This is a genomic window from Methylobacterium sp. 275MFSha3.1 (assembly GCF_900108435.1).
Classification (GTDB): domain Bacteria; phylum Pseudomonadota; class Alphaproteobacteria; order Rhizobiales; family Beijerinckiaceae; genus Methylobacterium.
In genome coordinates this window covers 13120-38393 of the sequence record NZ_FNWP01000014.1, presented here as the reverse complement: position 1 = coordinate 38393, position 25274 = coordinate 13120, and the positions used below count along the sequence as shown (strand labels likewise).

Here is a 25274-nt window from a genome sequence, read left to right as displayed (position 1 = left end):
CACGCGCAGGCGTGCCGGTCACGGGACGGCCTGGGTCCGCCGGGTCGGATCGACCGCGTAGCGGGCTTTCAGCGCCTCGACAATCCGGCCCATGCGGCTGCCGTTCGATCCCTTCACCATGACGGCGTCGCCGGACCGCAGGGTCCGGGCGAGCGGCTCGAGCAGGTCGGCCGCGGTGTCGGCCACCGCGCCGCGGCGGCTCACCGGCAGGGCCTCGAACAGGTGGCGCATCAGCGGACCGGCCGTGAAGACGAGGTCGACCCGGGCCGCCTCGATCGCCTCCGCCAGGCCGCGATGCAGGTCGGGCGCGGCGGCGCCGAGCTCGAGCATGTCGCCCAGCACCGCGATCCGGCGGCCGCGGGGCCCGGTCTCGATCCCCGCCAGGGTCGCCAGCGCCGCGCGGACGGCGACGGGATTGGCGTTGTAGCTCTCGTCCACGAGGTAGGCGGTGCCGCCGCCGATCTCGAGGGCGGTGCGCTCGCCGCGCCCCGCCGGCGGCGTCAGCCCGCCGAGCGACAGGGCCGCGCGGGCGAGGTCGGCCCCGAGGCTGTGGACCACCGCCATGACGCCCAGCGAGTTCAGCGCCGCGTGCCGGCCGGCGGTGCCGAGCTTGTAAGTGACGGGCTGGCCCATCACCACCGCGTCGATCACCGACAGGTCGGGCCGCAGCACGATCCTAAGGGCGCGGACGTCGGCATCCGCGTGCTCGCCGAAGGTCACCACCCGGCCCGCCCGGGAGGCCTGGGCGTGGGCGGCCAGGCGGTCGAAATGCGGGGCGTCGCGGTTCAGGATGGCGACGCCGGCGGGCTGGAGCCCGGAGAAGATCTCGCCCTTCGCGTCCGCGATCGCGGCCAGCGAGGCGAAATGCTCGATATGGGCGGGCGCGATCGTGGTGATCAGCGCGATGTCCGGCCGGACCTGCGCGGTCAGCGGCACGATCTCGGCGCCGTGGTTCATGCCGATCTCGAACACGCCGTAGCGCGCGGAGCGCGGCATCCGCGTCAGGGTCAGGGGCACGCCCCAGTGGTTGTTGTAGGAGGCCGCCGAGGCGTGGGTCTCGCCCTGCTCGGACAGGACGTGGCGCAGGGCCTCCTTGGTCCCGGTCTTGCCGACCGAGCCCGTGACCGCCACGACCTGCGCGCGCGTCCGGTCCCGGGCGGCGGCACCGAGGCGCACCATCGCGGTGAGAACCGGGTCGGCGCCCCCCTCGGGCACCGCCAGGACGGGGCCGTGGACCGCGAGCGCCTCGGCGCGCGCGGCGCTCACCACGGCGGCGCCGGCGCCGCGCCCCAGGGCGTCGGGGACGAAGTCGTGGCCGTCGCGGGTGTCGCCGCGGATCGCGAAGAACAGGTCGCCGGGCTGGAGCGTGCGGGTGTCGATCGAGGCGCCGCCGATCGCGCGCCCGGCGCCGATCAACCGGCCGCCCGTCGCGGATTCCAGCTCCTCCCGCGTCCAGAGTGCGGTCATCGTCGGTCCCCCGTCGTCCTCAGGCCGCCGCGGCGATCGCGGCGCGCAGGACCGCGTGGTCCGAGAACGGCAGCGTGCGATCTCCCACGATCTGGCCGGTTTCATGACCCTTGCCGGCCACGACCAGCACGTCGCCCGGCCCGAGCCGGTCGACGGCGCTGTGAATCGCCTCCGACCGGTCGCCGATCTCCTCCGCGCCCGGCGCCGCGTCCAGGATGGCCCGGCGGATGGCGGCCGCGTCCTCGGTGCGCGGGTTGTCGTCCGTGACGATGACGACGTCGGCGAGCCGCTGCGCGATGGCGCCCATCAGCGGCCGCTTGCCCCGGTCGCGGTCGCCGCCGCAGCCGAACACCGCAATCAGCCGGCCCGACGCGAAGGGGCGGAGCGCGGCGAGCACGCTCTCCAGGGCCTCGGGCTTGTGGGCGTAGTCGACGAGGCAGAGGCCGCCCCGTGCCTCGCCGATCCGCTCCATGCGGCCGGGGACGCCGGTGAGGTGGTCGAGGGCCGCCAGGACGCCGTCGGGATCGGCCGCCCCCGCCGGGGTAGCCAGTGCGAGGCCGGCCGCCACCAGGGCATTCTCGACCTGGAACTCGCCGACGAGCGGCAGGCGCAGCTCCCGGGCCCGGCCCGCGAACAGGATCCGGGCGACCTGCGCGAACCCCTCCGTGCGGACCGCCTCGACCCGCAGGTCCCGGCCGCCCCGCCCGACCGTGCGGACCGGCCGGCCGGCGGCCTCGGCGGCGGCGATGACGCGCTCGGCGTAGGCGCCGTCGGCGTTGACGATGGCCGGGCGGCCCGCCGGGAGTAGGTCCGTGAAGAGGCGTAGCTTGGCCGCGAGGTACTCCTCGATGCTCGCGTGGTAGTCGAGATGGTCCCGGCCGAGATTGGTGAAGCCCGCCGCGTCGAGGCGCACGCCGTCGAGCCGGCGCTGCTCGATCCCGTGGGAGGACGCTTCCATGGCGAGGTCGGTGACGCCGTCCGCTGCGAGTTGCGCCAGCGTCCGGTGCAGCGTCACGGGGTCCGGGGTCGTGAGGGAGCCGTACTGCGCGCCGCGGTTGGTGACGATGCCGACGGTGCCGAGGCTCGCGGAGTCGCGGCCGAGACGCGCCAGGATCTGGCGGACGAAGTCGGCCACCGAGCTCTTCCCGGCGGTGCCGGTGACCGCCACCACGGTCTCGGGCTGCGGGCCCGCGAGGCGGGCCGCCGCGAGGGCGAGCGACCGGCGCGCGTCGGCGACCGGGATCCAGGCGACCGCGTCGGGCAGGTCGGCGGGACGGGCCCCCTCCCCGGCGACCGCGGCGGCGCCGCGCTGCGCGGCCTGCGCGGCGAAACGTCGGCCGTCGGCCTTCGTGCCGGGAACGGCGACGAACACCGTGCCGGTCGCGACCTGCCGGCTGTCGGCCGTGAGGTCCGAGACGGTCAGGTCCGCGGCGGGGCCAGCAGCCTCGGGGAAGAGGTCGGCGAGCCGCGCGCTCATCGCTGCACCCTCATCGATCCGATCTCACGGGCCGCCCAGCTGGTTGACGTGGTAGGCGTTGAGCTTGACCATCTGCGGGAACGGCCTCACCGGCGGCTCGAACTGCGGCGGAAGGCCGAGGATCGGCGCCACGCGCTCGATCACCTTGCCGGTGACCACGCCGGAATTCCAGGCCGCCGTGGCGTAGCCGCCCGATTCCGGCAGGCCCTGCGGCTCGTCCATGATCGTCACGAACAGGTACTTCGGATCGTTCATCGGCGCCGCCGCCATGAAGGTCGTGAACAGGCGGTTGTGGATGTAGCGGCCGCCGATGACCTTCTCGGCGGTGCCGGTCTTGCCGCCGACGAAATAGTACGGGACCGCCGCCTTCTTGGCCGAGCCCTCGGCCGCGTTGAGCCGCATGATGTAGCGCATCGCCTCGGAGGTCTGGCCCGAGAGGACGTGCGTGGCCCGCGCCCGCGCCGCCTCCGGTGTCGTCTTGAGGAACGTGGGCGTCATCAGGTCGCCGCCGTTGGCGATGGCCGCCACCGCGGCCGCGGCCTGGATCGGCGCCACCGCGATGCCGTGGCCGAACGCGATGGTGATGGTGTTGATCTCGGTCCAGCGCGACGGGACGATCGGCGCCGCGCTCTCCGGCAGCTCGGTGCGCAGCCGGTCGAGCAGGCCCATCTTCTTCAGGAAGGCCTTGTGGCCGGGCACGCCGACGCCGAGCGCCATCTTGGCGGAGCCGATGTTGGAGGAGTGGGTGAACACCTCCGGCATGGTGATGACGCGGTTCGTGCCGTGGTACTCGTGGATCTTCTGCCGGCCCCAGTTGAGCACGCCGCCCCGGGTGTCGAAGGTCGAGTTGACGTTGTACTTGCCGGAATCGAGCGCCATGGCGAGGGTCATCGCCTTGAAGGTCGAGCCCATCTCGTAGACGCCGACATTCATCCGGTTGATGCGGTCGGGCGAGAGCGCGTCCTTGGGGTCGTTCGGGTCGAAATCCGGCATGGAGACGAGCGCGATGACCTCGCCGGTCTTCACGTCGAGGATCATCGAGGCGCCGGCCTTGGCCTTGAAGTGGTCGATGCCCCAGGCCAGCTCGTCGCGCACGGCGAACTGCGCGCGCAGGTCGAGCGAGAGCTGCACCGGCTTCAGGTCGGCCTGCTTGTTGATCAGCCCGAAGCTGTTGAGGGCCTGCAGCCCGGTGGAGTCGATGTACTTCTCCATACCGGCGATGCCGATGCCGTCGAGGTTCGTCGCGCCCAGGATGTGGGCGGCCGCGACGCCGTTCGGGTAGACCCGCTTGTGGTCGGGCAGGAAGCCGATGCCGGGGATGCCGAGCCGGTGGACCTCGGCCTGCTGTTTCGGGGTCAGCTCGCGCTTCACCCAGACGAAGCCCGCGCCCTTCTTGTCCTTGCGTTGCGTCAGCTTGGCGCGCAGCTCGGAGGCGTTGAGTTCCGGCAGGACGGCGGTGAGCAGCTCGACCGCCTCGTCCTTGTCGTAGATGTTGCCCGGCTCGGCGAAGACCGAGACCGTGCGGATGTCGGTGGCCAGGATCTCGCCGTTGCGGTCGATGATGTCGGGCCGGAAGGCGGTCGAGGACGCGGCCGCGACCCGGTGCTCCTGGCTGGGCGGCTCCCCGAAGATCGCCATCATCAGGAGCTTGGCCGAGATCGTCCCGAACACGCCGACGAAGACCAGCCCGACCATCGCGACCCGCAGGTGCGAGCGCTCGATCGCCAGCCGGAACATGCTGCGCAGGAGCGCCTTGGCGCGGTCGGCGCGCGGCTCGGGCTCGCGCGCCTCCTCCTCCAGGGGGCGCGGCGCGCCGGCGGCATGCGCCAGCGCGGCGGCTTCGAGCAGCGCCGCCTCGTGGTCCGACACGGCGGGCTCGACCGCCGGGTCTAGGGTCTCGTCGGCGTGATCGGACACGGGGGTTTACCTCGAAGCCGTCGTCGGGGTGCGGGTCGTGGTGACGGTGCGGGTGATCGAGCCGGTCGTGCGCGGCTCGATCGCGCCCTTGTCCTTGGGCGTCGCCGTGGCGGCGAGCAGACGGCCGATCTCGTCGCCGCGCTCCGGCCGGGCGGGCAGATCCGAGAGGCGCGCCAGGTGGCTGGTGCCGATCGGCTCCAGGGCGAGATGCTTGTCGACGGCCGCCTGGAGCCGGTCGGGCCGCGTCAGGAGCTGCCACTCGGCGCGCAGCACGGCGATCGCCTGCCGCTCCTTGTGCAGCGCGGTCTGGAGCTTCGAGACCTGACCGCCCTGGTAGAGCGTGTCGTACTTGATCGAGTAGGCGTAGATCGCCGAGGCGACGAGGCCGGCCACCGCCAGCAGGTTCAGGAGGCGGATCATCGGCGATGGCCTCCGCGGGCCGCGTCGGGCAGGCTCGCCAGCGCGGTCAGCGCGGCCAGCGGCTCGGGAACGTCGGATTCGGTGCGCTCCGCGGCCCGGAGCTTGGCCGAGCGCGCGCGCGGGTTGCGGGCGGTCTCGGCCTCGCCCGGCAGGACCGGGCCCTTCGTGACGGGACGGAAGCTGCGGACGGTCTCGACCGGGCCCCCGGGCAGGTGGCGGGAGCCCTGCGCGGAGCGGCCGCTGCGCGCCGCGAAGAACTGCTTGACGATGCGGTCCTCGAGCGAGTGGAACGTCACGACGGCGAGCCGGCCGCCGGGCCTGAGCACGCGCTCGGCCGCGTGCAGGGCACGGACCAGCTCGCCGAGCTCGTCGTTCACGGCGATCCGCAGGCCCTGGAAGGTCCGCGTCGCCGGGTGGATGTGGCTGCCGGGCTCGGTCCGGACCACGCCGGCGACGAGTTCGGCCAGCTGCGCGGTGGTCTCGATCCGCCCGCGGCGCCGCGCCTCGAGGATGGTCCGGGCGACCGCGCGCGAGCGCCGCTCCTCGCCGAAATGGTAGATGATGTCGGCCAGAATGGTCTCGTCGGCCTCGTTCACGAGGTCGGCGGCGCTCGGCCCGTCGCAGGCCATGCGCATGTCGAGGGGGCCGTCGCTGCGGAACGAGAAGCCCCGCTCCGGCGCGTCGAGCTGCATCGACGAGACGCCGATATCGAGGACGACCCGGTCGACCTGCGCGATGCCGGCCTCCGCGAGGAGGCTGTCGAGGTCGCCGAAGCGGCCGGAGAGGAGGCGCAGGCGCCCGCCGGACTCCGCGACGAGCGCCTGTCCGCCCGCGATGGCCGTGGGGTCACGATCGATCGCGACGACCTGCAGGGCCGGATCCGCCGCGAGGAGCGCGCGGGTGTAGCCGCCGGCACCGAACGTGCCGTCGACCGCGATCCCGCCCGCGGTGCCGAGCGCGTCGACGACTTCCGCGAGGAGGACGGGGACGTGCGGCTCGGACGGCGCCTCGGCGCCGTCGTGGCGGGGCGGACTCTCGGGGGAGGAGCGGCGCCGGCTCATGGCCGCCTCGACGCGCCGGCGCGCCGTGGCGCGCGCGGATGGGCGGATTGTCGGCGCGTCCCGGAAACCCGGGCGCGGATGCGGCTCGTGCGTCTCATGGTGCCCTGTGCCGGGCCGCGCGAGCGCGGCGCGCGTGACGGGAACGGCACCGGATGCGGAGCGCGCAAGACGCCGCGCACGGACGGGACCTGCGCGATGGCAGGGTGCGCCCGGCGATCCGATACACGCCGTTGACGGGAGGATGCCGGGTATCATGGGCCTCGGAGGATCGTCAACGCACAAGCTTGGCACTGCCGCGCGGACCGATCTGAACCCGGCAAGGTTAACCGAAGGTTTTTACCGCCGCGGAATCTTCGGCGCGCCGGCCGCCCGCGCGGGAACGCCGGCGGGGCGATAAAGCCTTGCAGGTGCAAGTCTTATCGGGAAGTGGATCAGCCGGCCTGTAAGCCGGGTTCTGTAGGGCCGGAGCGCTCGCGCGCGCCGGCGTGGCAGCCATTCCTCTGGGACGATCGTCGCCGATCGCCTCGAGCAACCAACCCGGGCGACTGGCCTGGAGAGCCGGCCTGCCCTTCTCGCGAAGGGCGCGCCGCCCCTATTCGGTCTTGCTCCCGGTGGGGTTTGCCGTGCCGTCCGCGTTGCCGCGTCCGCGGTGCGCTCTTACCGCACCCTTTCACCCTGACCCCGGACGGATCCGGGGCGGTCTGCTCTCTGTGGCACTGTCCCTGGGGTCGCCCCCGCCGGAGGTTATCCGGCACCGTCTCTCCATGGAGCCCGGACTTTCCTCCCCGAACGCTCGCGCGTCCGGAGCGGCCGCCCGGCCGGCTGATCCACGGGCAGATGCGCCCGCGGGGCCGTCCGGGTCAAGGGCGCGGGCCCGCTACCAGGTGCCGGTGTTCTCCATGGACTTCCACGGCTCCTGCGGCTCCTTGGCGCCGCCCTTCTGGAGGATCTCGATGGAGATGCCGTCCGGCGACTTCACGAAGGCCATGTAGCCGTCGCGCGGCGGCCGGTTGATGGTGACGCCCTTCTCCTGCAACTTGGCGCAGAAGCCGTAGATGTCGTCGACCTGATAGGCGAGATGGCCGAAATTGCGCCCGCCCGAGTAGGTTTCCGGATCCCAGTTGTAGGTGAGCTCGATCAGGGGCGACTTGGTCGCCGAGGCCCGCTCGACATCGCCGGGCGCGGCGAGGAAGACGAGGGTGAAGCGGCCCTTCTCATTCTCGACGCGGCGCACCTCCTTCAGGCCGAACGTGTCGACGTAGAAGGCGAGCGCCCGGTCGAGGTCGGCGACCCGGACCATGGTGTGCAGAAATTCCATCGGATCCTGTCCTGTTCTCTTCGAAGACGGACCACCGGCCCGCTCCGGCTGACTCGCCCCGCTAGCTAGCGGCCGGTCCGGCGCTGAGAAGGCCGTCCGATACAGACTCGGGACAATCGGGCCCGGGCGTTCGCGCGGTCGGACCCCGTCGAGCCGACCGGGCGGGCGTTTCGGCAGCCCCCGGCATCGTCGGCCCGGCGGCGGGCCTCGCGCCGCTTGCGTCCCGTCGGCCCCGCCGCGAACTCCCGATCCGCCGGAGGAGAGACCCTTCGGCCGAAAGTATGGGCGCGTCTTACCCAGCAAGATGTAGCCCGGCTGCGACGGATTCGTCTTACTCGGTGGGATGATGAGAGCGGTTTCGAACGTCGGGGGCCGTGATGAGGACGCAGGGATCCGAGGGCGGCAGGCATGATGCACAGATGATCGGTCTCGATGCGGCACGATTCCTAGCCGCAATGCTGGTCATGGTCTTTCATCTCGGCGCCTACGCGTGGCAGGCGCCGCTCTCGACGGCCGGGCGCGCCTTCGACTCCGCCGCAGCTTACCCCGGCCTGTTTGCCTGGACGTGGTTCGGATGGATCGGGGTCGAGTTGTTCTTCGTCATCTCGGGCTTCGTGATCGCCTACTCGGCCGAGCACGCGACCGCGCGCGCCTTCCTGCGCAGCCGCATCCTGCGCCTCGTGCCGGCGGTCTGGATCTGCGCCACGCTCACCGCCCTGGTCTCGCTCGCCATCGGCCGCATGGGGTCCGGTCGGCACGTGCTGCGGGCCTATCTCGACTGCGTCCTGTTCGTTCCGGTCGAGCCGTGGCTGGACGGCGTCTACTGGACCCTCGGCGTGGAGATCGCCTTCTACGCACTCGTCTTCGCGCTGCTGCGGCTCGGGCGATTCCGGAGCATCGGCCCGGTCTGCGCCGTGGTCGGCGGTGTGAGCACCCTCTTCTGGGTCGCGACCTTGGCTGTGCCGAACCTCCCCGCCCTGGCGGCGAACCGCGTGGCCGAGCTGACGCTCCTGCGCCACGGCTGCTTCTTCGCGCTCGGCGTCTTCCTGTGGTTGTCGCTCGTCAAGGGGCCGACGGCCGGTCGGCTCTGCGTGATCGCCGTCTGCGCCGTCGGGGCGCTCGTCGAGATCGGTGACGCGGCCGGGTCGTTCCTGTTCCAGATGGGCCGCAGCGAGGATCCGCTCCTCCCGCGCCTCGTCTTCGCGGGCTGCGTCCTGATGATCGTGGCCAGCGTGCGCGGCAACGCGTGGCTCCGCGTGCGGCTCGGCGAGCGGGGCTGCGCGCTGGCCCGACGGATCGGACTGATGACCTACCCGCTCTACGTCCTGCACAACGTCAACGGTGCCGCCCTGATCCACCGCCTCGTCGGCGGCGGGGTTCCGCCCTACGCGGCGCTCGTGGCCGCGTGCTGCGCCATGCTCCTGCTGAGCTACGCCGTGATGCGCTGGGCCGAGCCGTTCGTCCGCGCCCGCCTGTCCGCCACGCTCGACAGGGTCGGCCTCGAGCGCCCGCTCCGCGCGGAAGGCCGCCCCGCCCCCGGGCTCTGAGCCGGGCGAGGACCGCGCCACGCCGGCCGTTTCGACGGCTCCGATCGTTGCGCCGCGCGCTCCGAGGGACCAGAACGGGCCCGCCCCGCACCCGGAGTGAGCCGAATGCGCACCGAGACGCCGCCGCTGATCCGCCTCGAGGAATACCGGCCCAGCGACTACCTGATCGATCGCGTCGACCTCGACATCCGTCTCGACCCGCACGCGACCCGCATCGACGCGACGCTGACGCTGCGGCCGAACCCGGCCGGCGTGCCGGCGGCGCCGCTCACCCTCGACGGCGACGATCTCCGGCTGGTCTCGGTCGCGCTCGACGGCGCGCCGCTGGCGCCCGACGCCTACGCGGCGACGCCGTCCGGACTGATCCTCCGCGATCCGCCGCAGCGGCCCTTCGCGCTGCGTCTCGTCACGGAGGTGGATCCGACCGCCAACACCAAGCTGATGGGCCTCTACCGGTCGAACGGCGTCTACTGCACCCAGTGCGAGGCGGACGGCTTCCGCCGGATCACCTACTTCCTCGATCGGCCGGACGTGCTTTCGGTCTACACCACGCGCATCGAGGCCGACCGGGTCGAGGCGCCGGTCCTGCTCGGCAACGGCAATCCTGTCGGGACCGGCGCGGCCGGGCCGGACCGCCACTTCGCGATCTGGCACGATCCCCACCCGAAGCCCGCCTACCTGTTCGCCCTCGTGGGCGGCCGGCTCGGGAAGGTCGAGACGCGCTTCACCACGATGGAGGGCCGCCCCGTCACCTGCGCGGTCTACGTCGAGCCCGGCAAAGAGGACCGGGCAGGCTACGCCCTCGACGCCGTCATCCGCTCCATGGCCTGGGACGAGACCGCCTTCGGCCGCGCCTACGACCTCGACGTGTTCAACGTCGTCGCGGTGTCCGACTTCAACATGGGCGCCATGGAGAACAAGGGCCTCAACATCTTCAACGACAAATACGTCCTGGCGAGTCCCGAGACCGCGACCGACGGCGACTACGCGGCGATCGAGGCGATCATCGCGCACGAGTACTTCCACAACTGGTCCGGCAACCGCGTCACGTGTCGGGACTGGTTCCAGCTCTGCCTGAAGGAGGGTCTCACGGTCTTCCGAGACCAGGAATTCTCCTCCGACATGCGCTCCCGGCCGGTGCACCGCATCGCCGAGGTGCGCTCCCTGCGGGCGCGCCAGTTCCCCGAGGATGCCGGGCCGCTGCGGCACCCGGTGCGGCCGCGGGCCTACGCGGAGATCAACAACTTCTACACGGCGACCGTCTACGACAAGGGCGCCGAGATCGTCCGGATGCTGCGGACGCTGATCGGTCCCGAGGCCTTCCGGGCCGGCATGGACCGGTACTACGCCGACAATGACGGCCGCGCCGCCACCGTCGAGGACTTCCTGGCGGCCTTCGCGGCGGTGACCGGGCGCGATCTCGGCGCCTTCGCCCGCTGGTACGAGCGTCCCGGCACGCCCCGCCTCGCCGTCGCGGCCGCATACGATCCGGCCGCCGCGCGCTACACCCTCCGGTTCGCCCAGAGCCTGCCCGGCGGCGGCGCGGAGTCCGACGGGCCGCCCCTGGTGATCCCCGTGGCCCTCGGTCTCGTCGGGGTGTCCGGGCCGCTGGCGGGCGCGACCTGCCCGGACGTGCGGGACGGCGTCTACGTGCTCGACCGCCCCGAGGCCGAGATCGTGTTCGACGCGGTCGCCGAGGAGCCGGTCCCCTCGCTCCTGCGCGACTTCTCCGCCCCGGTGCGGCTCGACCTCGCCCTGACCGACGCGGAGCGGATGCGGCTCCTCGCGCAGGACAGCGACCCGTTCAACCGCTGGCAGGCCGCGCAGGACGTCGCTTTGCGGCTGATCCTCGAGCCAGACGCCGATCGGACGGAGGCGTTCGCCGCGGCACTCGGCCAGTTCCTCGAAGACGAAGCCCTGGCCGACCCGGCCTTCGCGGCCCTGGTCCTGGCGCTGCCGAGCGAGGGCGAGGCCGCCGACGCGGTGCCGGCCGACGTGGATCCCGACGCGATCCACCGGGCGCGATTCAACCTGCGGGCGCGTCTGGGCCAGGCCCTGCGGCCGCGGCTCGAATCGATCGACGCGGCGCTCGCGCCGGTCGCCGGTGCGCCCTACAGCCCCGACGCCGCCTCGGCGGGGCGCCGGTCGCTCCGCAACGCGGCCCTCGACCTGGTCGCCGCCGGCGATCCCCGGGAGGGGGCCGCCCGCGCCGCCGCGCGGCTGGCCGAGGCCACCAACATGACCGACCGGCTCGCCGCCCTCGGCACGCTGGCGCTGATCCCGGGGGAGACCCGCGAGGCCGCCTTCGCGGAGTTCGCGGCCCGCTACGCCGACGAGCCCCTGGTCCTCGACAAGTGGTTCGCCCTCCAGGCCCAGATCCCCGAGCCCGGCACCCTCGACCGGATCGCGCGGCTGCAGGAACACCCGGCCTTCACCATGACCAACCCGAACCGCGTGCGGGCGCTGATCGGGAGCTTCGCGTTCGGCAACCCGACCCAGTTCGCCCGGCGCGACGGGGCGGGATTCGCCCGCGTGACCGAGACGGTCGCGGCGCTCGATTCGACCAACCCACAGGTGGCCGCGCGGCTCCTCACGGCCTTCGGATCCTGGCGCCGGCTGGAAAAATCACGCGGCGCCAAAGCGGTCGAAATGCTGAATGGGATCAAGGCGATCCCGGGGCTTTCCCGGGACACCGCCGACATCCTCGCGCGCACCCTCGGAGGCGGCTAACCGTCTGAACCTGCGGTAGAAATCGATTCTCGGGCTCCCGGGCAACACCTGGGTTCCGTCAAGCCCTTATGGTAAAAAATCCGTGGACAAACTGCCCCCCGAAGTGATTGTATTCAGTCAGATTCGGGGGGCCTTCGGGGGCCGGGTGCCCACACCGGATCACAGTTCCCACGGGCGAGGTTCGGCCATGCCGGAGGCGGCTTCCGCTTCCTTCTCCGCGCGTGCGGATTCGAGTCTCACGATCTCGTGGCCCATGCGGAGCCGGGATCCGCGGCTCGGCCAGGCCGAGCGCTGGCTGCGCTACGCCGTGCCGGGAACGCTCGCGGTGTTCCTGGCCTGCCTCGTCGGGCTCGCCACCCTCCATATCCAGGGCCAGCGTGCCGAGATCCTGGCGGGCGCGAAGGCCGAGGTCGAAGGCTTCGCCCGTCTGGCCGCGCGGGCGGTGGATCCGGCCGGCACCGTGGCGGAGGACCTGCGCGCCCTGATGCCCGAGAGCGAGCGGCATCCCGGCCGCCGCCTGCTGGTGGTCCGCCCCGACACCCGCATCGTCGCCGCCCATCCGCCGCTGCCGGCCGACCGCACGACCCTCTCGGCGGTGCTCGGCGAGAGCGAGCCGCTCTCCGGCCTCGGCGAGCGCGCCGGCGCGATGGCCCTCGAGCTTCCCGGCGGCGAGAGCGTGCTCGCCGCGGTGCACAGCCTGCCCGGCGGCGCGGGACAGGTGGCGGTGCTCCAGCCCATCGAGCCGCTGCTGCGCGGCTGGAGCGCCCGGACCCGCGACCAGATCGTCCTGATCGCCGCCGCAGCGATCGTGATCGTCGGAGTCGGACTGGCCTACGGCCTGCAGACCCGCCAGGCCGCCCGCGCCGACCGTGCCCGCGAGCAGATCCGCGGCCGCCTGGAGACCGCCCTGCGCCGGGGCGCCTGCGGGTTGTGGGACTGGGACATCGCGCGCGGCCGGATCTACTGGTCCGATTCGATGTACACGCTGCTCGGCTACAGGCGGCAGCACGAGTACCTCTCGTTCGGGGACGTCAACGGCCTGGTCCATCCCGACGACGGCGACCTGTACAGCCTCGCCCGGGGGCTCGCGGCCAACCAGACGCATATCGATCACGCCTTCCGCATGCGCGGCGCCGACGGGGCCTACGTCTGGCTGCGCGCCCGCGCCGAGGTCGTGGCGGACGCCGCCGACGGCGGCCGCCACCTCGTCGGCATCGCCAACGACATCAGCGAGCAGCGGGCCCTGGAGGAGACCAACGCCGCGGCCGACATGCGCCTGCGCGACGCCGTCGAGGCGATCTCGGAAGCCTTCGTGCTCTGGGATACCGGCAACCGCCTGGTCCTGTGCAACTCGAAATTCCGCCACCTCCACGCCCTGAGCCCCGAGGATGCGCAGGCGGGCCGGAGCTACACGGACGTGATGGGCCGCGGCGTGCTGCCCCAGGTCCGGCGGGAATCGCCCGAGGCCGGGATGGCGCTGACCGACATGGCCGCCCGCACCTTCGAGGCGGAACTCGCCGACGGCCGCTGGCTGCAGATCAGCGAGCGGCGCACGAAGGACGGGGGCTACGTGTCGGTCGGGACCGACATCACCAGCCTGAAGCGCAACCAGGAGCAGCTCCTCGCCTCCGAGCGCGAGCTGATCGAGACCGTCAAGGACCTCAAACGGTCCCGCCGCACCCTCGAACTCCAGACCCAGCAGCTCGCGGACCTCGCCGAGCGCTACCTCGACCAGAAGGCGGCCGCCGAGGCGGCCAACCAGGCCAAGGCCGAGTTCCTGGCCAATATGAGCCACGAGCTGCGCACGCCGCTCAACGCCATCATCGGCTTCGCCGACGTGATGGAGAACGCGGTTCTCGGGCCGCTCGGCACCCCGCGCTACACCGAGTATTGCCGCGACATCCGCGAGAGCGGTTCGCACCTGCTGTCCATGATCGACGACATCCTCGACATGGCCCGGCTGGAGGCCCGGCGCGTGCGCCTGAGCCCCAGGGCGATCTCCGCCGAGACCGCGATCAGCGCTGCCCTCGCGCCCGTCGAGGCGGCCGCCCGCGAGAAGGCGATCACCGTCAGCGTCGACGTCGTGCCCGGCCTCGAGCTGCTGGCCGATCCGCAGGCGATCCGGCAGATCCTCGCCAACCTCGTGCAGAACGCCGTGAAGTTCACGCCCGCCGGCGGCCGCGTCGCCGTCCGGGGCCGCCGCGCCGGCGCGTGCACCCACCTCTATATCGAGGACAACGGCATCGGCATCCCGACTTCCGACCTCGCCCGCCTCGGCCGGCCCTTCACGCAGGTCGAGCGGCAGATGACCCGGTGCCACAAGGGTTCGGGCCTGGGCCTCGCCATCACCCGCTCGATGGTCGAGCTCCACGGCGGCTCGCTCCGGATCCGCTCCGAGGAGACGGTGGGCACCATCGTGCTCGTCCGCCTGCCGGCCACGCCGGCCGAGCGCCCGGAGGCCGGCGTTCCGGCCGGCTCGGCCCCTTCCGCGACGGCCGATTCCACGATTGTCAGGCGCGAGGCGCCGCGGGCGGGCCGTTCCGCCGCCTGAGCGGGACCGTTCACGGACGCGGGTCGAGCCCGCCGCGGCGTGCGAGGCGGCCCTGTTCCGCGTGCCAGCGCGCGTCCGCGACGGCGCGTGCCAGGCGCCGGATGCGCCAGCGCCGGTACAGCGACAGGACCGGGTTGCCGCCGAGACCGGCCTGATGCCGGCTCAGGCGTCGCAGCAGGTCCGGCAGCTGCGCCGAGGCCGCCTCGCCCGTGGCGATGTCGATGGCCCGCATTTCCGCCCGGAGCCCCGCCTTCCAGTCGTCCATGACGCCCGCCTCCGCGATCATCGCCCGCCCCCGCGGCCGGCCGGAATTCCCAACAGCCTGCCCGCCGTCTCGCCCGCGGCATGAGTACACGCCGGAAAACCCTCCGTTCCGGATCCGGGTTTGCCCCGCAGGTGGTCCGCCCGGCGGACCGGACCGGAGGATACGGCCGATGCGATCCAGGACAACGTACCGCTGCACGCTGGCGCTCCTGCTCGGGCTCGCCGCCGGGCCCGCGCTCGCGCAGAGCACGGGCTACGTCACGGGTTTCCCAGGCAAGGATCCCGCGGGCGACGAGGAGATCGGCTGGGGGCCGGCCTACCGGCCCGAGACGAGCTTCGCGCAGCCCGGCACGCCGCCGACCCCCGGCGCGATCGCCGGCCGCGCCTATCGTGCCCGGACCGGGCACGGCGTCTACGATCGGGTGCAGGGCGACGGTCTGTACCGGGGCCGGTAGCGGGCCGCACCGCGGCTTCAGGGCGCCGTGGACCCGCCGCGAGAGGATGGGGTGAGGCGCGAGAACCTGTCCCGATCGCTCCGGAACGGTTTGATAGGGCGGCGGCTCCGAACGCGACAGCCGCGCCATCGCCCCCTCTCCCGTGCGGGAGAGGGTTGGGGTGAGGGACAAGAGGCCTCTCGGTCGAGCGCGCCATTGCCCCTCGGCCAGACTGCGCTTCGTTCGGACAGACCCGATCCCTCACCCTGTCCCTCTCCCGCACGGGAGAGGGGACCAGCGCCGCGTGCGGAACGCGCTGAACCGGCCCTAGCGCCGCCGCAGGGCCCGCTTCGCGGCCGCGCGCGCGTCCCGCTCGAACCGGGCGAGCCGGAGGCGCCGCTCCAGCGAGATCACCTGTCGACCGGGCGGGACCGCGATGATCTCGGCGACCGGAACCCGGTCGCGGTAGAGACCTTCCAGCGCCGATCCTTCCAGCGTCGCCGAGTCGAGCCGGTCGGCGAAGCCGGTCTCGTGGCAGGCCCGCACGATCTCGGCCTCGAGCAGCAGGCCCGGGGCGTGGCCGCGCAGATCCTCGTCGTAGGCGGTCTTCAGCAGGGTCGCGGTGCCGCCGCTGACCAGGGCGAGGCTGACGGCGACAGGCCGGCCGTCGAGGGTCAGCGCGTCGGCCCGGACGGCGACCGGGCCCGGAGCCGCGGTGAACAGCGCCCTGGCCAGCGCGGCGCCCTCGGGCCGGCAGGCCATGGCGGTGCCGGCCTGCCCCTTCCAGCCGGCGCGCTCCAGGTCGAGGAAGGCCGTGACGAGGCGGGCGAGGTCCGATCCGCCCGTGGCGCACGCGTGGGCGACGGTTCCGGTCTCCGACAGGCGGCGCGCCCGGCGGCGCAGGTCCTTGAAGCGCGCCCGACCGGGATGGTCGGCGAGGAACGCCGCGTGGTCGGCGCGCCGGTCCATGACCGGGCGGTCGAAGCCCGCCACCGTGCCGATGGCCCAGCCGCGCGCGCGCATCGCCGCGAGCATCTCCGGCACGGCGCCCTCCCCGGTCGGCAGCAGCGGCCAGCGCCAGGGGCATCCGCCGGAGGCGGCCTCGAGGCCGGCCACCAGGGCCAGCGCGTGCGCGGCCCGGTCCGGACCGTCGGCGACCAGGGGGGACGTGGCGGTCACGTAAGGCGAGAGGAAGGGCCGCAGGACCCGGCCGCCGAGGCCCGTCAGGTCCCGGGCCCCACGGTACGGGAGCAGCCCGACGAGACGGTCGCCCGCGCGGACCGTGACGTAGCGGAGGGCCACCGGCAGCAGCCCGGCGGTCCGATGGGCCTCGATGACGTGCCGGGAGAAGTGCGGGTGCGCCGCGGCGCCCGCCGCGACCAGCGCGTCCCAGGCCTCCGGCTCCGGCGCGTCGCCGAGGGTGACGATGGCTCCGGACGGCGCGCGCAGGGGGCTCGCGGCGATCATCGGACCGCTCCGGCGGCCCAGACCGGGGTCGGCAGCCCGTGGATCCGCCCCGCGGCGCGCGCCAGCAGGGCGGCCCGGCCCACGCTCGCCACCGCGACCGCCACGGCCGCGCCGAGCGTCCCGAGCGCCGGGACCAGGGCGAGGCACAGGCCGGCGGCGGCGAGGAGACTCCCCGCCGTGATGCCGGCGCAGAGCCGCTCCCCGCCCAGCATGGTCAGCAGATCCTCGCCCGGGCCGAACAGGCTCGCCCCGACGCTGCCGGCGATCAGGATGCACAGGATCGGCACGCTGTCGCCGAGACCCGGCCCGAACATGGCCAGCAGCAGGGGGCTGACGGCCAGGATCGCGCCGCCGACCACGAGCGTCGCGGCCGCCGTCAGGCGGCCCTGGCGCCGGACCAGCTCGGCGAGGAGGAAGCGGTTGGCCTGCGCCTGGGCGGCGCTGTAGCGCTGGAGCGTCGCCGCGCTGACCGCGTAGTGCACGAACACCACGAATTGCTGGATGCGGGTCGCCGCGAAGTAGATCCCGACCTCGGCCGGGCTCACCAGGGCGCCGAGCACGATCACGTCGACGAAGGTGAAGCCGGCATTGGCGAGGTCGATCGCGGCGATCGGCAGGCCCGTGCCGAGCCACGTGCGCCACCGGTAGCGGTGCGGCCCGGCCGGGAGCTCCCGCCGGAGCCGCGCGGCGAGGAGGGCGGCCTGCAGGGCGGTCGCGACCGCGGCGGCGACCAGCATGCAGGCCATCGCGACCTCGGCCCGGGGCGGCGCGCCGAGCAGGATCGCCGCGACCATGCAGGCCATCATCAGGGTCTGGCGCAGCAGGTAGGGCGGCGCGATGGCGAGCCCGACCCAGTTCTGGCTGCGCGCCACACCCTCGAGGTAGTCTTGGAGCGCGAAGAGCGGCATCACGCAGAGCGCGACCAGGATCGGTGCCCAGTAGGCGGGGGCGAACAGGCCCGGCTCGAGCACGAGCAGCGCCGCGCCGAGGCAGGCGACGGCGAGCGCCGCTCCGCCGGTCACGAGGGCGCCGGCCCGGATGTAGCCGCGCGCGAGGTCGAGGTCGCCCTGCGCCTGATCACCCGGCACGAACCGGCAGGCGCCCTGCGAGAGGCCGAGGGTCAGGGTGTGGCCCAGCATCGCGGTCCAGACCCAGACCGACGCGAAGATCCCGTAGGCGTCCCAGCCCATCAGCCGCGCCGCGAGAACCTGGGCGCCGTAGGCGAAGCCGGCCGACCCCACGCGGATCGCGAAGACCGTCAGGGCCGCCCGCTGCGGGCCGCTGCGCAGCGCCCGGAGGTGCCGGAGCGCGAGGACAGGGAGGGCCGTGGCTGACACTACGCGCTCCGCGCCGGTCCCGAATTCGGCGGGAGGCCGATCTCTGGCCGCCCGGTCTAGCCCGGGGCGCGTTGCGGCTCGGTTAAGGGCGGCTGGGCCGGGGCCGCCTTAGGCTCCTTGGGCGCCTCGGTCCGCATCAGCGAGGTGGCGATCGTCAGCGCCACGTGCTCGGCCATGCAGCGCAGGCCGAGGTCGTTGAGCCGGAACTGGCGGCCGAGCATGTGACCCTCGCCCTTGTCGCTGCGGCGCGACAGGTACTGCAGGGCCTCGTAGCGCCGGACCAGCGGCACGCCCTGCTGGGTCGCGACGCTCCGGACGGCCTCGACGATCCGGTTGTAGTCGACGTCGGCCGCCATGCTGGCCGTGTAGATCGGGTCGACCAGCACCACGTCGATCCCGTGGGACCGCATCCAGCCCACGGCCTCGGCCAGCGCGCTCGCGAAGGCGTCCACGTCGACGCGGGCGATGGCGTCGTGGGTGCCGACCTGCCAGACGACGAGGTCGGGCTCGGCCTCGGCCACCATGGTGCGCAGGCGCTCGGCGGCCCCGGAGGCGATCTCGCCCGGCAGGCCGCGGTGGTCGATCACGACGTCGACCTTCGGCAGGGCGTGTTCCAGGGCGGCCTCGAGCTTGGCCGGGTAGGAGGCCGAGGCGCCCGGCGCCGCGCTGCCGCCGATCGCCAGGATCTTGAGCGGACGGTTCTCCGCCAGCGCGGCCTTGACGGCGCCGAGCTGGGCGACGCTGTAGAGCTGCGCCCCCGGGACCCGGCATTCCTGCGACAGGGCCGGATCGTCCGCCACGGGGCCTGCGGCCTGCTCGGCCGCGGCCGCGCCGCCGGCGGGGCCCGACAGCAGGAGCACGGCCAGCGCCGCGGCGAGCCGGGCCCGCGTCATGCGCGGGGTCGCGACGATCTGCTGCGGCTGCGCCATTCGACGAACCATGCCGTAAACCCCAGCCCGACCAGGCCCGAGCCGGCGACCAGCATATCGATCAGCGCGCCGCCGCCCGTCTGGAAACGCACGAGCTGTCCGATCAGGCTCAGGATCGAGCCCATCGAGAAGACAGCCAGTGAATTCCGGCCCATCTGACTCAGATAACCGACGACGCGGCCGATTCGGGGGGCGAGCACCGCGTAAAGCGGTGCAAACGCTAACAATACCCCCAGGAAATGAACCAGTCGCGCCGGGGTCAGGTAAGTCTTCTCGAACGTGAACAGCAGGCGCGGCTCCGGAACGAGCATCGGATCCGGGCGGATCTCCGTCACGGCGAGCACGATCCCGAGGAGAACGATCCCGACGCCCGCCGGGATCAGGCGCCGCGACCAGCGGCGCAGGGCGTCGGAGCGGAGGTTCCAGCCCTGCAGGACGAAGCCCAGCACCAGCAGGAGCTGCCAGCAGAGCGGATCGAAGAACCAGTCGCCCTCGCCCGGCCAGGACGGGACGTTCCACCCGAAGACGAGGCTCGCCAGATAGACGCTCACCGACAGTCCCAGGGCCCCGAGCAGGCTGAAGCGGCCGACCAGGACGAAGACGGGCGCGATGCCGATCAGCAGCACGTAGAGCGGCAGGATGTTGAAGTAGCCGAGCTGGTAGGTCAGCAGCGCCATCCCGCAGACCGACTGGATCGGGTCCGCGAAGAAGCCGCCGGCATTGTGCCACTCGAGGATCAGGGGGTTGTCGAGCAGCAGCGCCGCCCCCGCGATGATCGCGAGCGCCAGCAGCATCACGGTCAGCTGCGCCCGGTAGACCTCGACGGTGCGGGCGAGGAGCCGCACCACGCTCCGGCCCGGCGGCTCCGGATGGCCGTCGCGCCCGCGAGTGGCGATCCCGATCGACCAGCCGGCTAGGAACACGAACAGCTCGGCCGCGTCCGAGATGCCGTACTGCGAGAAGGTGTAGCGCTCGAAGGTGTTGCCCGGGATGTGGTTGATGAAGATCGTGATCAGGGCGAAGCCGCGCCAGAAGTCGATCGCGTTGGGGTCCCGCATCGTCGCGGCGGCTCCGAGTTTCGACGCATCAGGATGGCGGCGGCGGGAACGCGGCCCCTGATACGGCGCCGCATCGCTTCTGCAAAGGCGAACAAAGGTGGGGATCGCGCGGCCCGATCGAACCGGACGGTCACACCCGCGTTATGGCCCGGCACGGAGTTCCGCACCCATGACCCGCCCCCTCACCGCCCTCGGCCTCGCGCTCCTCCTGCCGGTCCTGGCGACCGGCCCCGCGCTGGCTCAGGCCCAGACCGGCACCGGCGGCGGCCCCGCCTCCACGGCGACCGCCCCCAACACCTCGTCGGTCGGCCGCGTCATGCCGCCGAGCCGCGGCGCCGGTGCCGAGACGCCGGACGACCGGCGCGTGCGGACGCCGCGCGAGGCGGAGAACGACAAGCTCATGCGCGGCATCTGCATCGGCTGCGCCCCCCGATAAGGGGGCAGCGCCCGGGTGCCGCCGACGACGCTACTTGCCGCGGCGCAGGCGCAGGTCGTCCTCGCTCTCGCGGGAGAGGCGCAGCAGGTTCTGCCCGTAGGCGGTCTTGGCGAACATCTCGCCGCGGGCCACGAGCTGGTCGCGGGTGATGAACTTCTGCAGGTAGGCGATCTCCTCCAGACACGCCACCTGCAGGCCCTGCCGGTTCTGCAGGGTGCGGACGAACTCGCTCGCCTCCAGCAGGCTGTCGTGGGTCCCGGTGTCGAGCCACGCGTAGCCGCGCGACATGCGCTCCACGTGCAGCTGGCCGCGCTGCAGGTAGGCCTCGTTGACGCTGGTGATCTCCAGCTCGCCCCGGGCCGAGGGCTTCACGTCGGCGGCGATGTCGAGCACCTGGTTGTCGTAGAAGTACAGGCCGGTCACCGCCCAGGTCGATTCCGGGTTCTGCGGCTTCTCGACGATCTTCGTCGGCCGCCCCGACTTGTCGAGGTTGACGACGCCGTAGGCCTGGGGGTTGTCGACGTGGTAGGCGAAGACGGTCGCGCCCTGCTTGCGGCTCGACGCGCGCTCCAGGAGCTCGCCCATGCCGGCGCCGAAGAACAGGTTGTCGCCGAGGATCAGCGCCACGTCGTCGTCGCCGACGAAGTCGCGCCCGATCACGAAGGCCTGGGCGAGGCCCTCCGGCCGCGGCTGCAGGGCGTAGGAGAACTTGAGGCCGAACTGCTCGCCGGTGCCGAACAGGCGCTTGTAGTTGTCGAGGTGCTCCGGCGACGAGATGATCAGGATCTCGCGGATGCCGGCGAGCATCAGCACCGAGACCGGGTAGTAGATCATCGGCTTGTCGTAGACCGGCAGGAGCTGCTTGTTGATCGACAGCGTGGCCGGGTGCAGGCGCGTGCCGGATCCGCCGGCCAGAACGATGCCCTTCATGGCTTGGAAACTCCCTCTGAGACCGGCCCGACGAGCCGGTCCAGGATGTCGTCGAGCGCCGCCTGCCAGGGCCGCGGCGCGATGCCGTAGGCCTCGTTGAGGCTGTCGGTGGACAGGCGCGAATTGGCCGGCCGCCGGGCCGGCGTCGGGTAGGCGGAGGTCGGGATGCCCTTGACCGGCACGGAGCGCCCGCCGCGCCGGGCCGAGCCCGCCACGATCGCCTCGGCGAAGCCGCACCACGTGGTGTCGCCCCGGTTCACGCAGTGGAACGTGCCGGTCGGCGCCTCCGGATCCCCGGCCATGGCCTGCGCGATCGTCGCGAGGGCCGCGGCGAGGTCGGCGGCCGAGGTCGGGCACCCGTGCTGGTCGTTCACCACGGTCAGGGCGTCGCGCTCGGCCGCGAGCCGCAGCATCGTCTTGACGAAGTTGCCCCGGTGCGGGCTCACCACCCAGGCGGTCCGCACGATGGCGTGGCGCGGGTTGCCGGTGCGCACCGCCAGCTCGCCGGCGGCCTTGCTGGCACCGTAGACGCTCTGCGGGTCGATCGGCGCGTCGGGCGCGTAGGCCCCGTCGGGCTTGGTCCCGGCGAAGACGTAGTCGGTCGAGACGTGCACCAGCGGGATTCGCTTGGCGGCGGTCGCGGCCGCCAGGATCGCCGGGGCCAGCGCGTTGAGGCGCCACGCCGCGACGACGTCGGACTCGGCCTTGTCGACCGCCGTGTAGGCGGCGGTGTTGATCACCGCCCGGTAGGCGCGGGCGGCGAGCGCCGCCGCGACGGCGTCCGCGTCGGTGATGTCGAGGTCCGCGCGGCCCGGCGCGTGGACGGTGACGCCGTCCGGCCACGTCAGGGCCTGCAACTCGGTGCCGACCTGGCCGGCGCCGCCGAGGACGAGGACGTCCATCAGCCGTTGAGCCCCAGGCGCTCGCCCTTGTAGCGGCCCTCGCGGATCGGGCGCCACCAGCCCTCGTTGCCGAGGTACCACGCCACGGTCTCCTCCAGCGCCTGCTCGAAGGTCTTCTGCGGGCGCCAGCCGAGCTCGGTCTCGGCCTTGGTGCAGTCGATCGCGTAGCGCCGGTCATGGCCCGGGCGGTCGGCCACGAAGCTGATCAGCTGCTCGTGCGGCGCGCCCTGCGGGCGCAGCCGGTCGAAGGCGGCGCACAGCGCCTTGACCACCGCGAGGTTGTTGCGCACCGCGCGGCCGCCGAGCAGGTAGGTCTCGCCGATCCGGCCGCGCTCCAGCACGGCCACGAGGCCCTTGGCGTGGTCCTCCACGTGGATCCAGTCGCGCTCGTTCAGGCCGTCGCCGTAGACGGGCAGCTTCTTGCCCTCGAGGGCGTTGAGGATCATCAGCGGGATCAGCTTCTCGGGGAAGTGACGCGGCCCGTAATTGTTCGAGCAGTTGGTCACCAGGACCGGCAGCCCGTAGGTCTCGTGCCACGCGCGGGCGAGGTGGTCGGAGGCCGCCTTCGAGGCCGAGTAGGGCGAGCGCGGATCGTAGCGGCTCTCCTCCGTGAAGAACGCGTCCGGCGGCAGCGAGCCGTAGACCTCGTCGGTGGAGACGTGGAGGAAGCGGAAGGTCTTCCTCTCGGCCTCCGGCAGCGTCTCGTAATGGCCGCGGGCGCCGTCCAGCATGGTCTGCGTGCCGATCACGTTGGTGCGCACGAAGGCGCCCGGGTCGGTGATCGAGCGGTCGACGTGGCTCTCGGCGGCCAGGTGCATCACCGCCTCGGGCTGGAAGTCCGCGTAGGCCTTCTGCACGGCGGCGCGGTCGCAGATGTCGGCCTCGACCAGGCGATGGCGCGGGTTGTCGGCGAGCGGCGCCAGCGAGACCGGGTTGGCCGCGTAGGTCATCGCGTCGAGGGTGCAGACGTCGTGGCCGAGATCGTTGACGAGGTGCAACACCAGCGCCGAGCCGATGAAGCCGCAGCCTCCGGTCACCAGGATGCGCATGGCGGATTACCTCTTCGGATCGATCGAGAACTGAGAAAGCCGGGGCAGCCTAAGACCGGCCGTCGTGACAAAATTGCGGCCGGGCCGCGCTCTTCAGAAGACGCGGCCGAGATCGGCGAGCTTCGGCGCCCGGCGATCCTTGTCGGACAGGATCGCCGCCTCGCCGGAGACCGGCCATGGGATCCCGATCGCCGGATCGTTCCAGAACAGCGCGCGGTCGTGCTCGGGGCTGTAGTAGTCGTCGACCTTGTAGGCGACCATGACGTCGGGGGTCAGGGTGCAGAAGCCGTGCGCGAAGCCGTGCGGGATGTAGAGCTGCTCGCCGTTCTCGGCGTCGAGCGTGACGGCGACGTACTTCCCGTAGGTCGGCGAGTCGCTGCGGATGTCGACCGCGACGTCGAGGATCGCGCCCTGCAGCACGCGGATCAGCTTGGCCTGCGCGCGGGGGGCGATCTGGAAGTGCAGGCCGCGGACCGTCCCCTGCGGGGCCGAGAAGGACTGGTTGTCCTGCACGAAGGGCGTGGTGATGCCGGCCCGCGCCAGGGTGTCGGCCCGGAAGGTCTCCGAGAACCAGCCCCGCGCGTCGCCGAAGCGCTTCAGGACGATGCGCTTCACGTCCGGGATCTCGGTCTCGATGACGTCCATGCCAGCGCCCTTCTTGCGGATCCCGTCGCGAGGTCCAGCGGACGTCTCCGCGTCGGTCGTTCCGGGTCGCGCGCCCGCCTCGCCGACCACAACCTCGGTGATGCACCGCGACTTCCGGTCATTCGCCGTCCGTGTCAAGGCGTGCGGGCTGCGGTGGCGTGCACGAGGGGAGCCGATGACGGGCGGAGCCGGACCCGCGGTGGACGGCCTGCTGCGTGCCCAGCTGGCCGATCCGGCATGCACGTGGAGCCTCGGCGGCTACGGAGCCGCCGCCGTGTTCGCGCGGGAACCCGACGAGCCGGCACGGCCCCTCGAGGACGACGCGATCGGGCTCCGCACGGCCCGCGGCGCGCTCGCGGTCCGGGCGCATCCGGATCTCAGGCCGTTCGCCTACGAGACCGGCTTCGCCGACGGCTGGAGCCAGGCGGTCGCGCTCTGCCTTCCCGAGGCCGCCTGCGCGATGGGCCGGCGCGCCGTTCTGACCGAACTGGGTCCCGACGAGGCGGCAATCCGGCCGGAGGACCGCGCCGCGCGCCTGTTCGATCTCGGCCTCGGTCTGCGCGCCGCGGATGCCTGCATCCGGACCGCCGACCCCGCGCGGATCGCCCGCTTGCGGGCGCTGGCGGGCCGTCCGCTCCTCGCCGCCGGCGCCGCGGCGATGCCGTCCGCTGTCATCTCGGGCCTGGACCAGATCGTCATCACCCGCATCGGTCGCGTCGAGGTCTTCGCGCCGGAGGCCGATCGGGCGGCCGCGGGGCCCGGTCCGCGGTGCCACGTACTGCCGCAACTCCTGCGACTCGCACGCACGCACGCGGCCACCGCGCCGATCCCGCCGGGTTGGATACCCTGCGGGACGCTGCATCCGGCCCATCCCGCGCGGGACGGGGCCGGGCGACCGGTCCCGTTCGATGCCGGGCGCCACGCCGCGTTCGGACGCGTGCTCGACCGATGGGGCGATCCCGCGCTGGTGGCCCTGCGCCGCGCCGTGCTGGACGGCCAGGATCCCGATCCGCCGCGCGCGGGCGGACGGTTCGCGCGCTCGGCGATCCGCGCGGCGCGCGCCCAGCGGGGGGCTATCGTCAGGTAGTGCCGTCCCCGATCGCTTCCTGACGGTTCGGAGAGACGGCGATCCCGGTCGAGACAACCGTGCCGTAACCCCCCCCCCCCTCTCGTGCGGGAGAGGGTCGGGGTGAGGGACGAGAAGCTTCAGGATCAGGCGCGCTCTCGGGTTGCCGACAGGCCGCGACTCGTCCGGATGGCCCTGATCCCTCACCCTGTCCCTCTCCCGCACGGGAAGGGGACCGGCGCCTCGTGCGGCACCCGCTTGGCGATCAC

The 25274-nt window shown here is 72.8% G+C and carries 21 protein-coding genes and 1 other RNA gene; 6 read left to right on the top strand and 16 right to left on the bottom strand.

The genetic code is table 11. The features are described 5' to 3' along the window. Positions 1-18: 18 nt before the first annotated feature. From BLW78_RS17515 to BLW78_RS17485, 7 genes are all read right to left on the bottom strand, one after another. Complete coding sequence (locus BLW78_RS17515; RefSeq protein ID WP_091681101.1) at positions 19-1467, bottom strand: UDP-N-acetylmuramoylalanyl-D-glutamyl-2,6-diaminopimelate--D-alanyl-D-alanine ligase; 1449 nt, start codon at positions 1465-1467, stop codon at positions 19-21. A gap of 19 nt (positions 1468-1486) precedes the next feature. Continuing rightward, the gene (locus tag BLW78_RS17510) at positions 1487-2944 is read right to left on the bottom strand and encodes a UDP-N-acetylmuramoyl-L-alanyl-D-glutamate--2,6-diaminopimelate ligase (RefSeq protein ID WP_091681099.1); all 1458 of its coding nucleotides are present in this window, start codon (positions 2942-2944) and stop codon (positions 1487-1489) included. Positions 2945-2968: 24 nt separating this feature from the next. Further along, positions 2969-4861 carry a peptidoglycan D,D-transpeptidase FtsI family protein gene (locus BLW78_RS17505; RefSeq protein WP_020094120.1) on the bottom strand — a complete coding sequence of 631 codons (1893 nt, stop codon included), beginning with the start codon at positions 4859-4861 and terminating at the stop codon, positions 2969-2971. Positions 4862-4867: 6 nt separating this feature from the next. Beyond that, positions 4868-5281, bottom strand: a complete 414-nt coding sequence (locus BLW78_RS17500) for a cell division protein FtsL (RefSeq protein WP_012319332.1) — start codon at positions 5279-5281, stop codon at positions 4868-4870. Then, positions 5278-6342 carry a 16S rRNA (cytosine(1402)-N(4))-methyltransferase RsmH gene (rsmH, locus tag BLW78_RS17495; protein WP_091681098.1) on the bottom strand — a complete coding sequence of 355 codons (1065 nt, stop codon included), beginning with the start codon at positions 6340-6342 and terminating at the stop codon, positions 5278-5280. Before rsmH ends, BLW78_RS17500 begins: the two co-directional genes overlap by 4 nt. Before the next feature lie 427 nt (positions 6343-6769). Continuing rightward, positions 6770-7168, bottom strand: an RNA gene (gene rnpB, locus BLW78_RS17490) — RNase P RNA component class A. Between the two features lie 51 nt (positions 7169-7219). Then, entirely contained in the window at positions 7220-7660 is a 441-nt protein-coding gene (locus BLW78_RS17485; protein WP_056534063.1) for a VOC family protein, read from the bottom strand. A 419-nt stretch (positions 7661-8079) separates the two neighbouring features. Between BLW78_RS17485 and BLW78_RS17480 the strand changes: the two genes are divergently transcribed. From BLW78_RS17480 to BLW78_RS17470, 3 genes are all read left to right on the top strand, one after another. Further along, positions 8080-9207: an acyltransferase family protein gene (locus BLW78_RS17480; protein ID WP_244526973.1), complete on the top strand. Its 1128-nt coding sequence runs from the start codon at positions 8080-8082 to the stop codon at positions 9205-9207. Between the two features lie 105 nt (positions 9208-9312). Then, on the top strand, positions 9313-11937 hold the full coding sequence (pepN, locus tag BLW78_RS17475; protein WP_091681095.1) for an aminopeptidase N: 2625 nt from the start codon (positions 9313-9315) through the stop codon (positions 11935-11937). Between the two features lie 253 nt (positions 11938-12190). Beyond that, complete coding sequence (locus BLW78_RS17470; RefSeq protein WP_020094115.1) at positions 12191-14488, top strand: PAS domain-containing sensor histidine kinase; 2298 nt, start codon at positions 12191-12193, stop codon at positions 14486-14488. A gap of 10 nt (positions 14489-14498) precedes the next feature. On the opposite strand, the gene BLW78_RS17465 is transcribed toward BLW78_RS17470, so the two are convergent. Then, positions 14499-14753: a hypothetical protein gene (locus tag BLW78_RS17465; RefSeq protein WP_026605077.1), complete on the bottom strand. Its 255-nt coding sequence runs from the start codon at positions 14751-14753 to the stop codon at positions 14499-14501. A 169-nt stretch (positions 14754-14922) separates the two neighbouring features. Here BLW78_RS17465 and BLW78_RS17460 point away from each other — a divergent pair, with 169 nt between their 5' ends. Next, positions 14923-15207 (top strand): hypothetical protein, encoded by a 285-nt coding sequence (locus BLW78_RS17460; protein WP_020094113.1) that lies wholly within the window; start codon positions 14923-14925, stop codon positions 15205-15207. Between the two features lie 306 nt (positions 15208-15513). Here BLW78_RS17460 and BLW78_RS17455 read toward each other — a convergent pair whose 3' ends face one another. From BLW78_RS17455 to BLW78_RS17440, 4 genes are read right to left on the bottom strand one after another with little or no spacing between them, the layout of a single operon-like run. Further along, positions 15514-16653 (bottom strand): GNAT family N-acetyltransferase, encoded by a 1140-nt coding sequence (locus BLW78_RS17455; RefSeq protein ID WP_091681094.1) that lies wholly within the window; start codon positions 16651-16653, stop codon positions 15514-15516. Further along, positions 16650-17990: a lipopolysaccharide biosynthesis protein gene (locus BLW78_RS17450; protein ID WP_091681092.1), complete on the bottom strand. Its 1341-nt coding sequence runs from the start codon at positions 17988-17990 to the stop codon at positions 16650-16652. The genes BLW78_RS17455 and BLW78_RS17450 overlap by 4 nt, the downstream gene beginning before the upstream one ends. Positions 17991-18046: 56 nt before the next feature. Continuing rightward, entirely contained in the window at positions 18047-18919 is an 873-nt protein-coding gene (locus tag BLW78_RS17445) for an SGNH/GDSL hydrolase family protein (protein WP_020094110.1), read from the bottom strand. Beyond that, a complete protein-coding gene (locus tag BLW78_RS17440) occupies positions 18880-19977 on the bottom strand; it encodes an OpgC family protein (protein WP_091681091.1) in 1098 nt (365 codons plus the stop codon). The genes BLW78_RS17445 and BLW78_RS17440 overlap by 40 nt, the downstream gene beginning before the upstream one ends. A gap of 169 nt (positions 19978-20146) precedes the next feature. Here BLW78_RS17440 and BLW78_RS17435 point away from each other — a divergent pair, with 169 nt between their 5' ends. Next, positions 20147-20413 (top strand): hypothetical protein, encoded by a 267-nt coding sequence (locus BLW78_RS17435; protein ID WP_020094108.1) that lies wholly within the window; start codon positions 20147-20149, stop codon positions 20411-20413. 30 nt (positions 20414-20443) lie between these two features. Here BLW78_RS17435 and rfbA read toward each other — a convergent pair whose 3' ends face one another. The 4 genes from rfbA to rfbC form a co-directional block, all read right to left on the bottom strand. Beyond that, positions 20444-21343 carry a glucose-1-phosphate thymidylyltransferase RfbA gene (rfbA, locus tag BLW78_RS17430; RefSeq protein WP_056534087.1) on the bottom strand — a complete coding sequence of 300 codons (900 nt, stop codon included), beginning with the start codon at positions 21341-21343 and terminating at the stop codon, positions 20444-20446. Beyond that, positions 21340-22245 (bottom strand): dTDP-4-dehydrorhamnose reductase, encoded by a 906-nt coding sequence (gene rfbD, locus BLW78_RS17425; RefSeq protein WP_091681089.1) that lies wholly within the window; start codon positions 22243-22245, stop codon positions 21340-21342. The genes rfbA and rfbD overlap by 4 nt, the downstream gene beginning before the upstream one ends. Further along, positions 22245-23294 carry a dTDP-glucose 4,6-dehydratase gene (rfbB, locus tag BLW78_RS17420; protein WP_091681088.1) on the bottom strand — a complete coding sequence of 350 codons (1050 nt, stop codon included), beginning with the start codon at positions 23292-23294 and terminating at the stop codon, positions 22245-22247. Before rfbB ends, rfbD begins: the two co-directional genes overlap by 1 nt. A 93-nt stretch (positions 23295-23387) precedes the next feature. Further along, positions 23388-23939: a dTDP-4-dehydrorhamnose 3,5-epimerase gene (gene rfbC / locus BLW78_RS17415; RefSeq protein WP_020094104.1), complete on the bottom strand. Its 552-nt coding sequence runs from the start codon at positions 23937-23939 to the stop codon at positions 23388-23390. A 175-nt stretch (positions 23940-24114) separates the two neighbouring features. Here rfbC and BLW78_RS17410 point away from each other — a divergent pair, with 175 nt between their 5' ends. Further along, positions 24115-25026 (top strand): DUF6925 family protein, encoded by a 912-nt coding sequence (locus tag BLW78_RS17410; RefSeq protein ID WP_091681086.1) that lies wholly within the window; start codon positions 24115-24117, stop codon positions 25024-25026. Positions 25027-25274 lie beyond the last annotated feature (248 nt).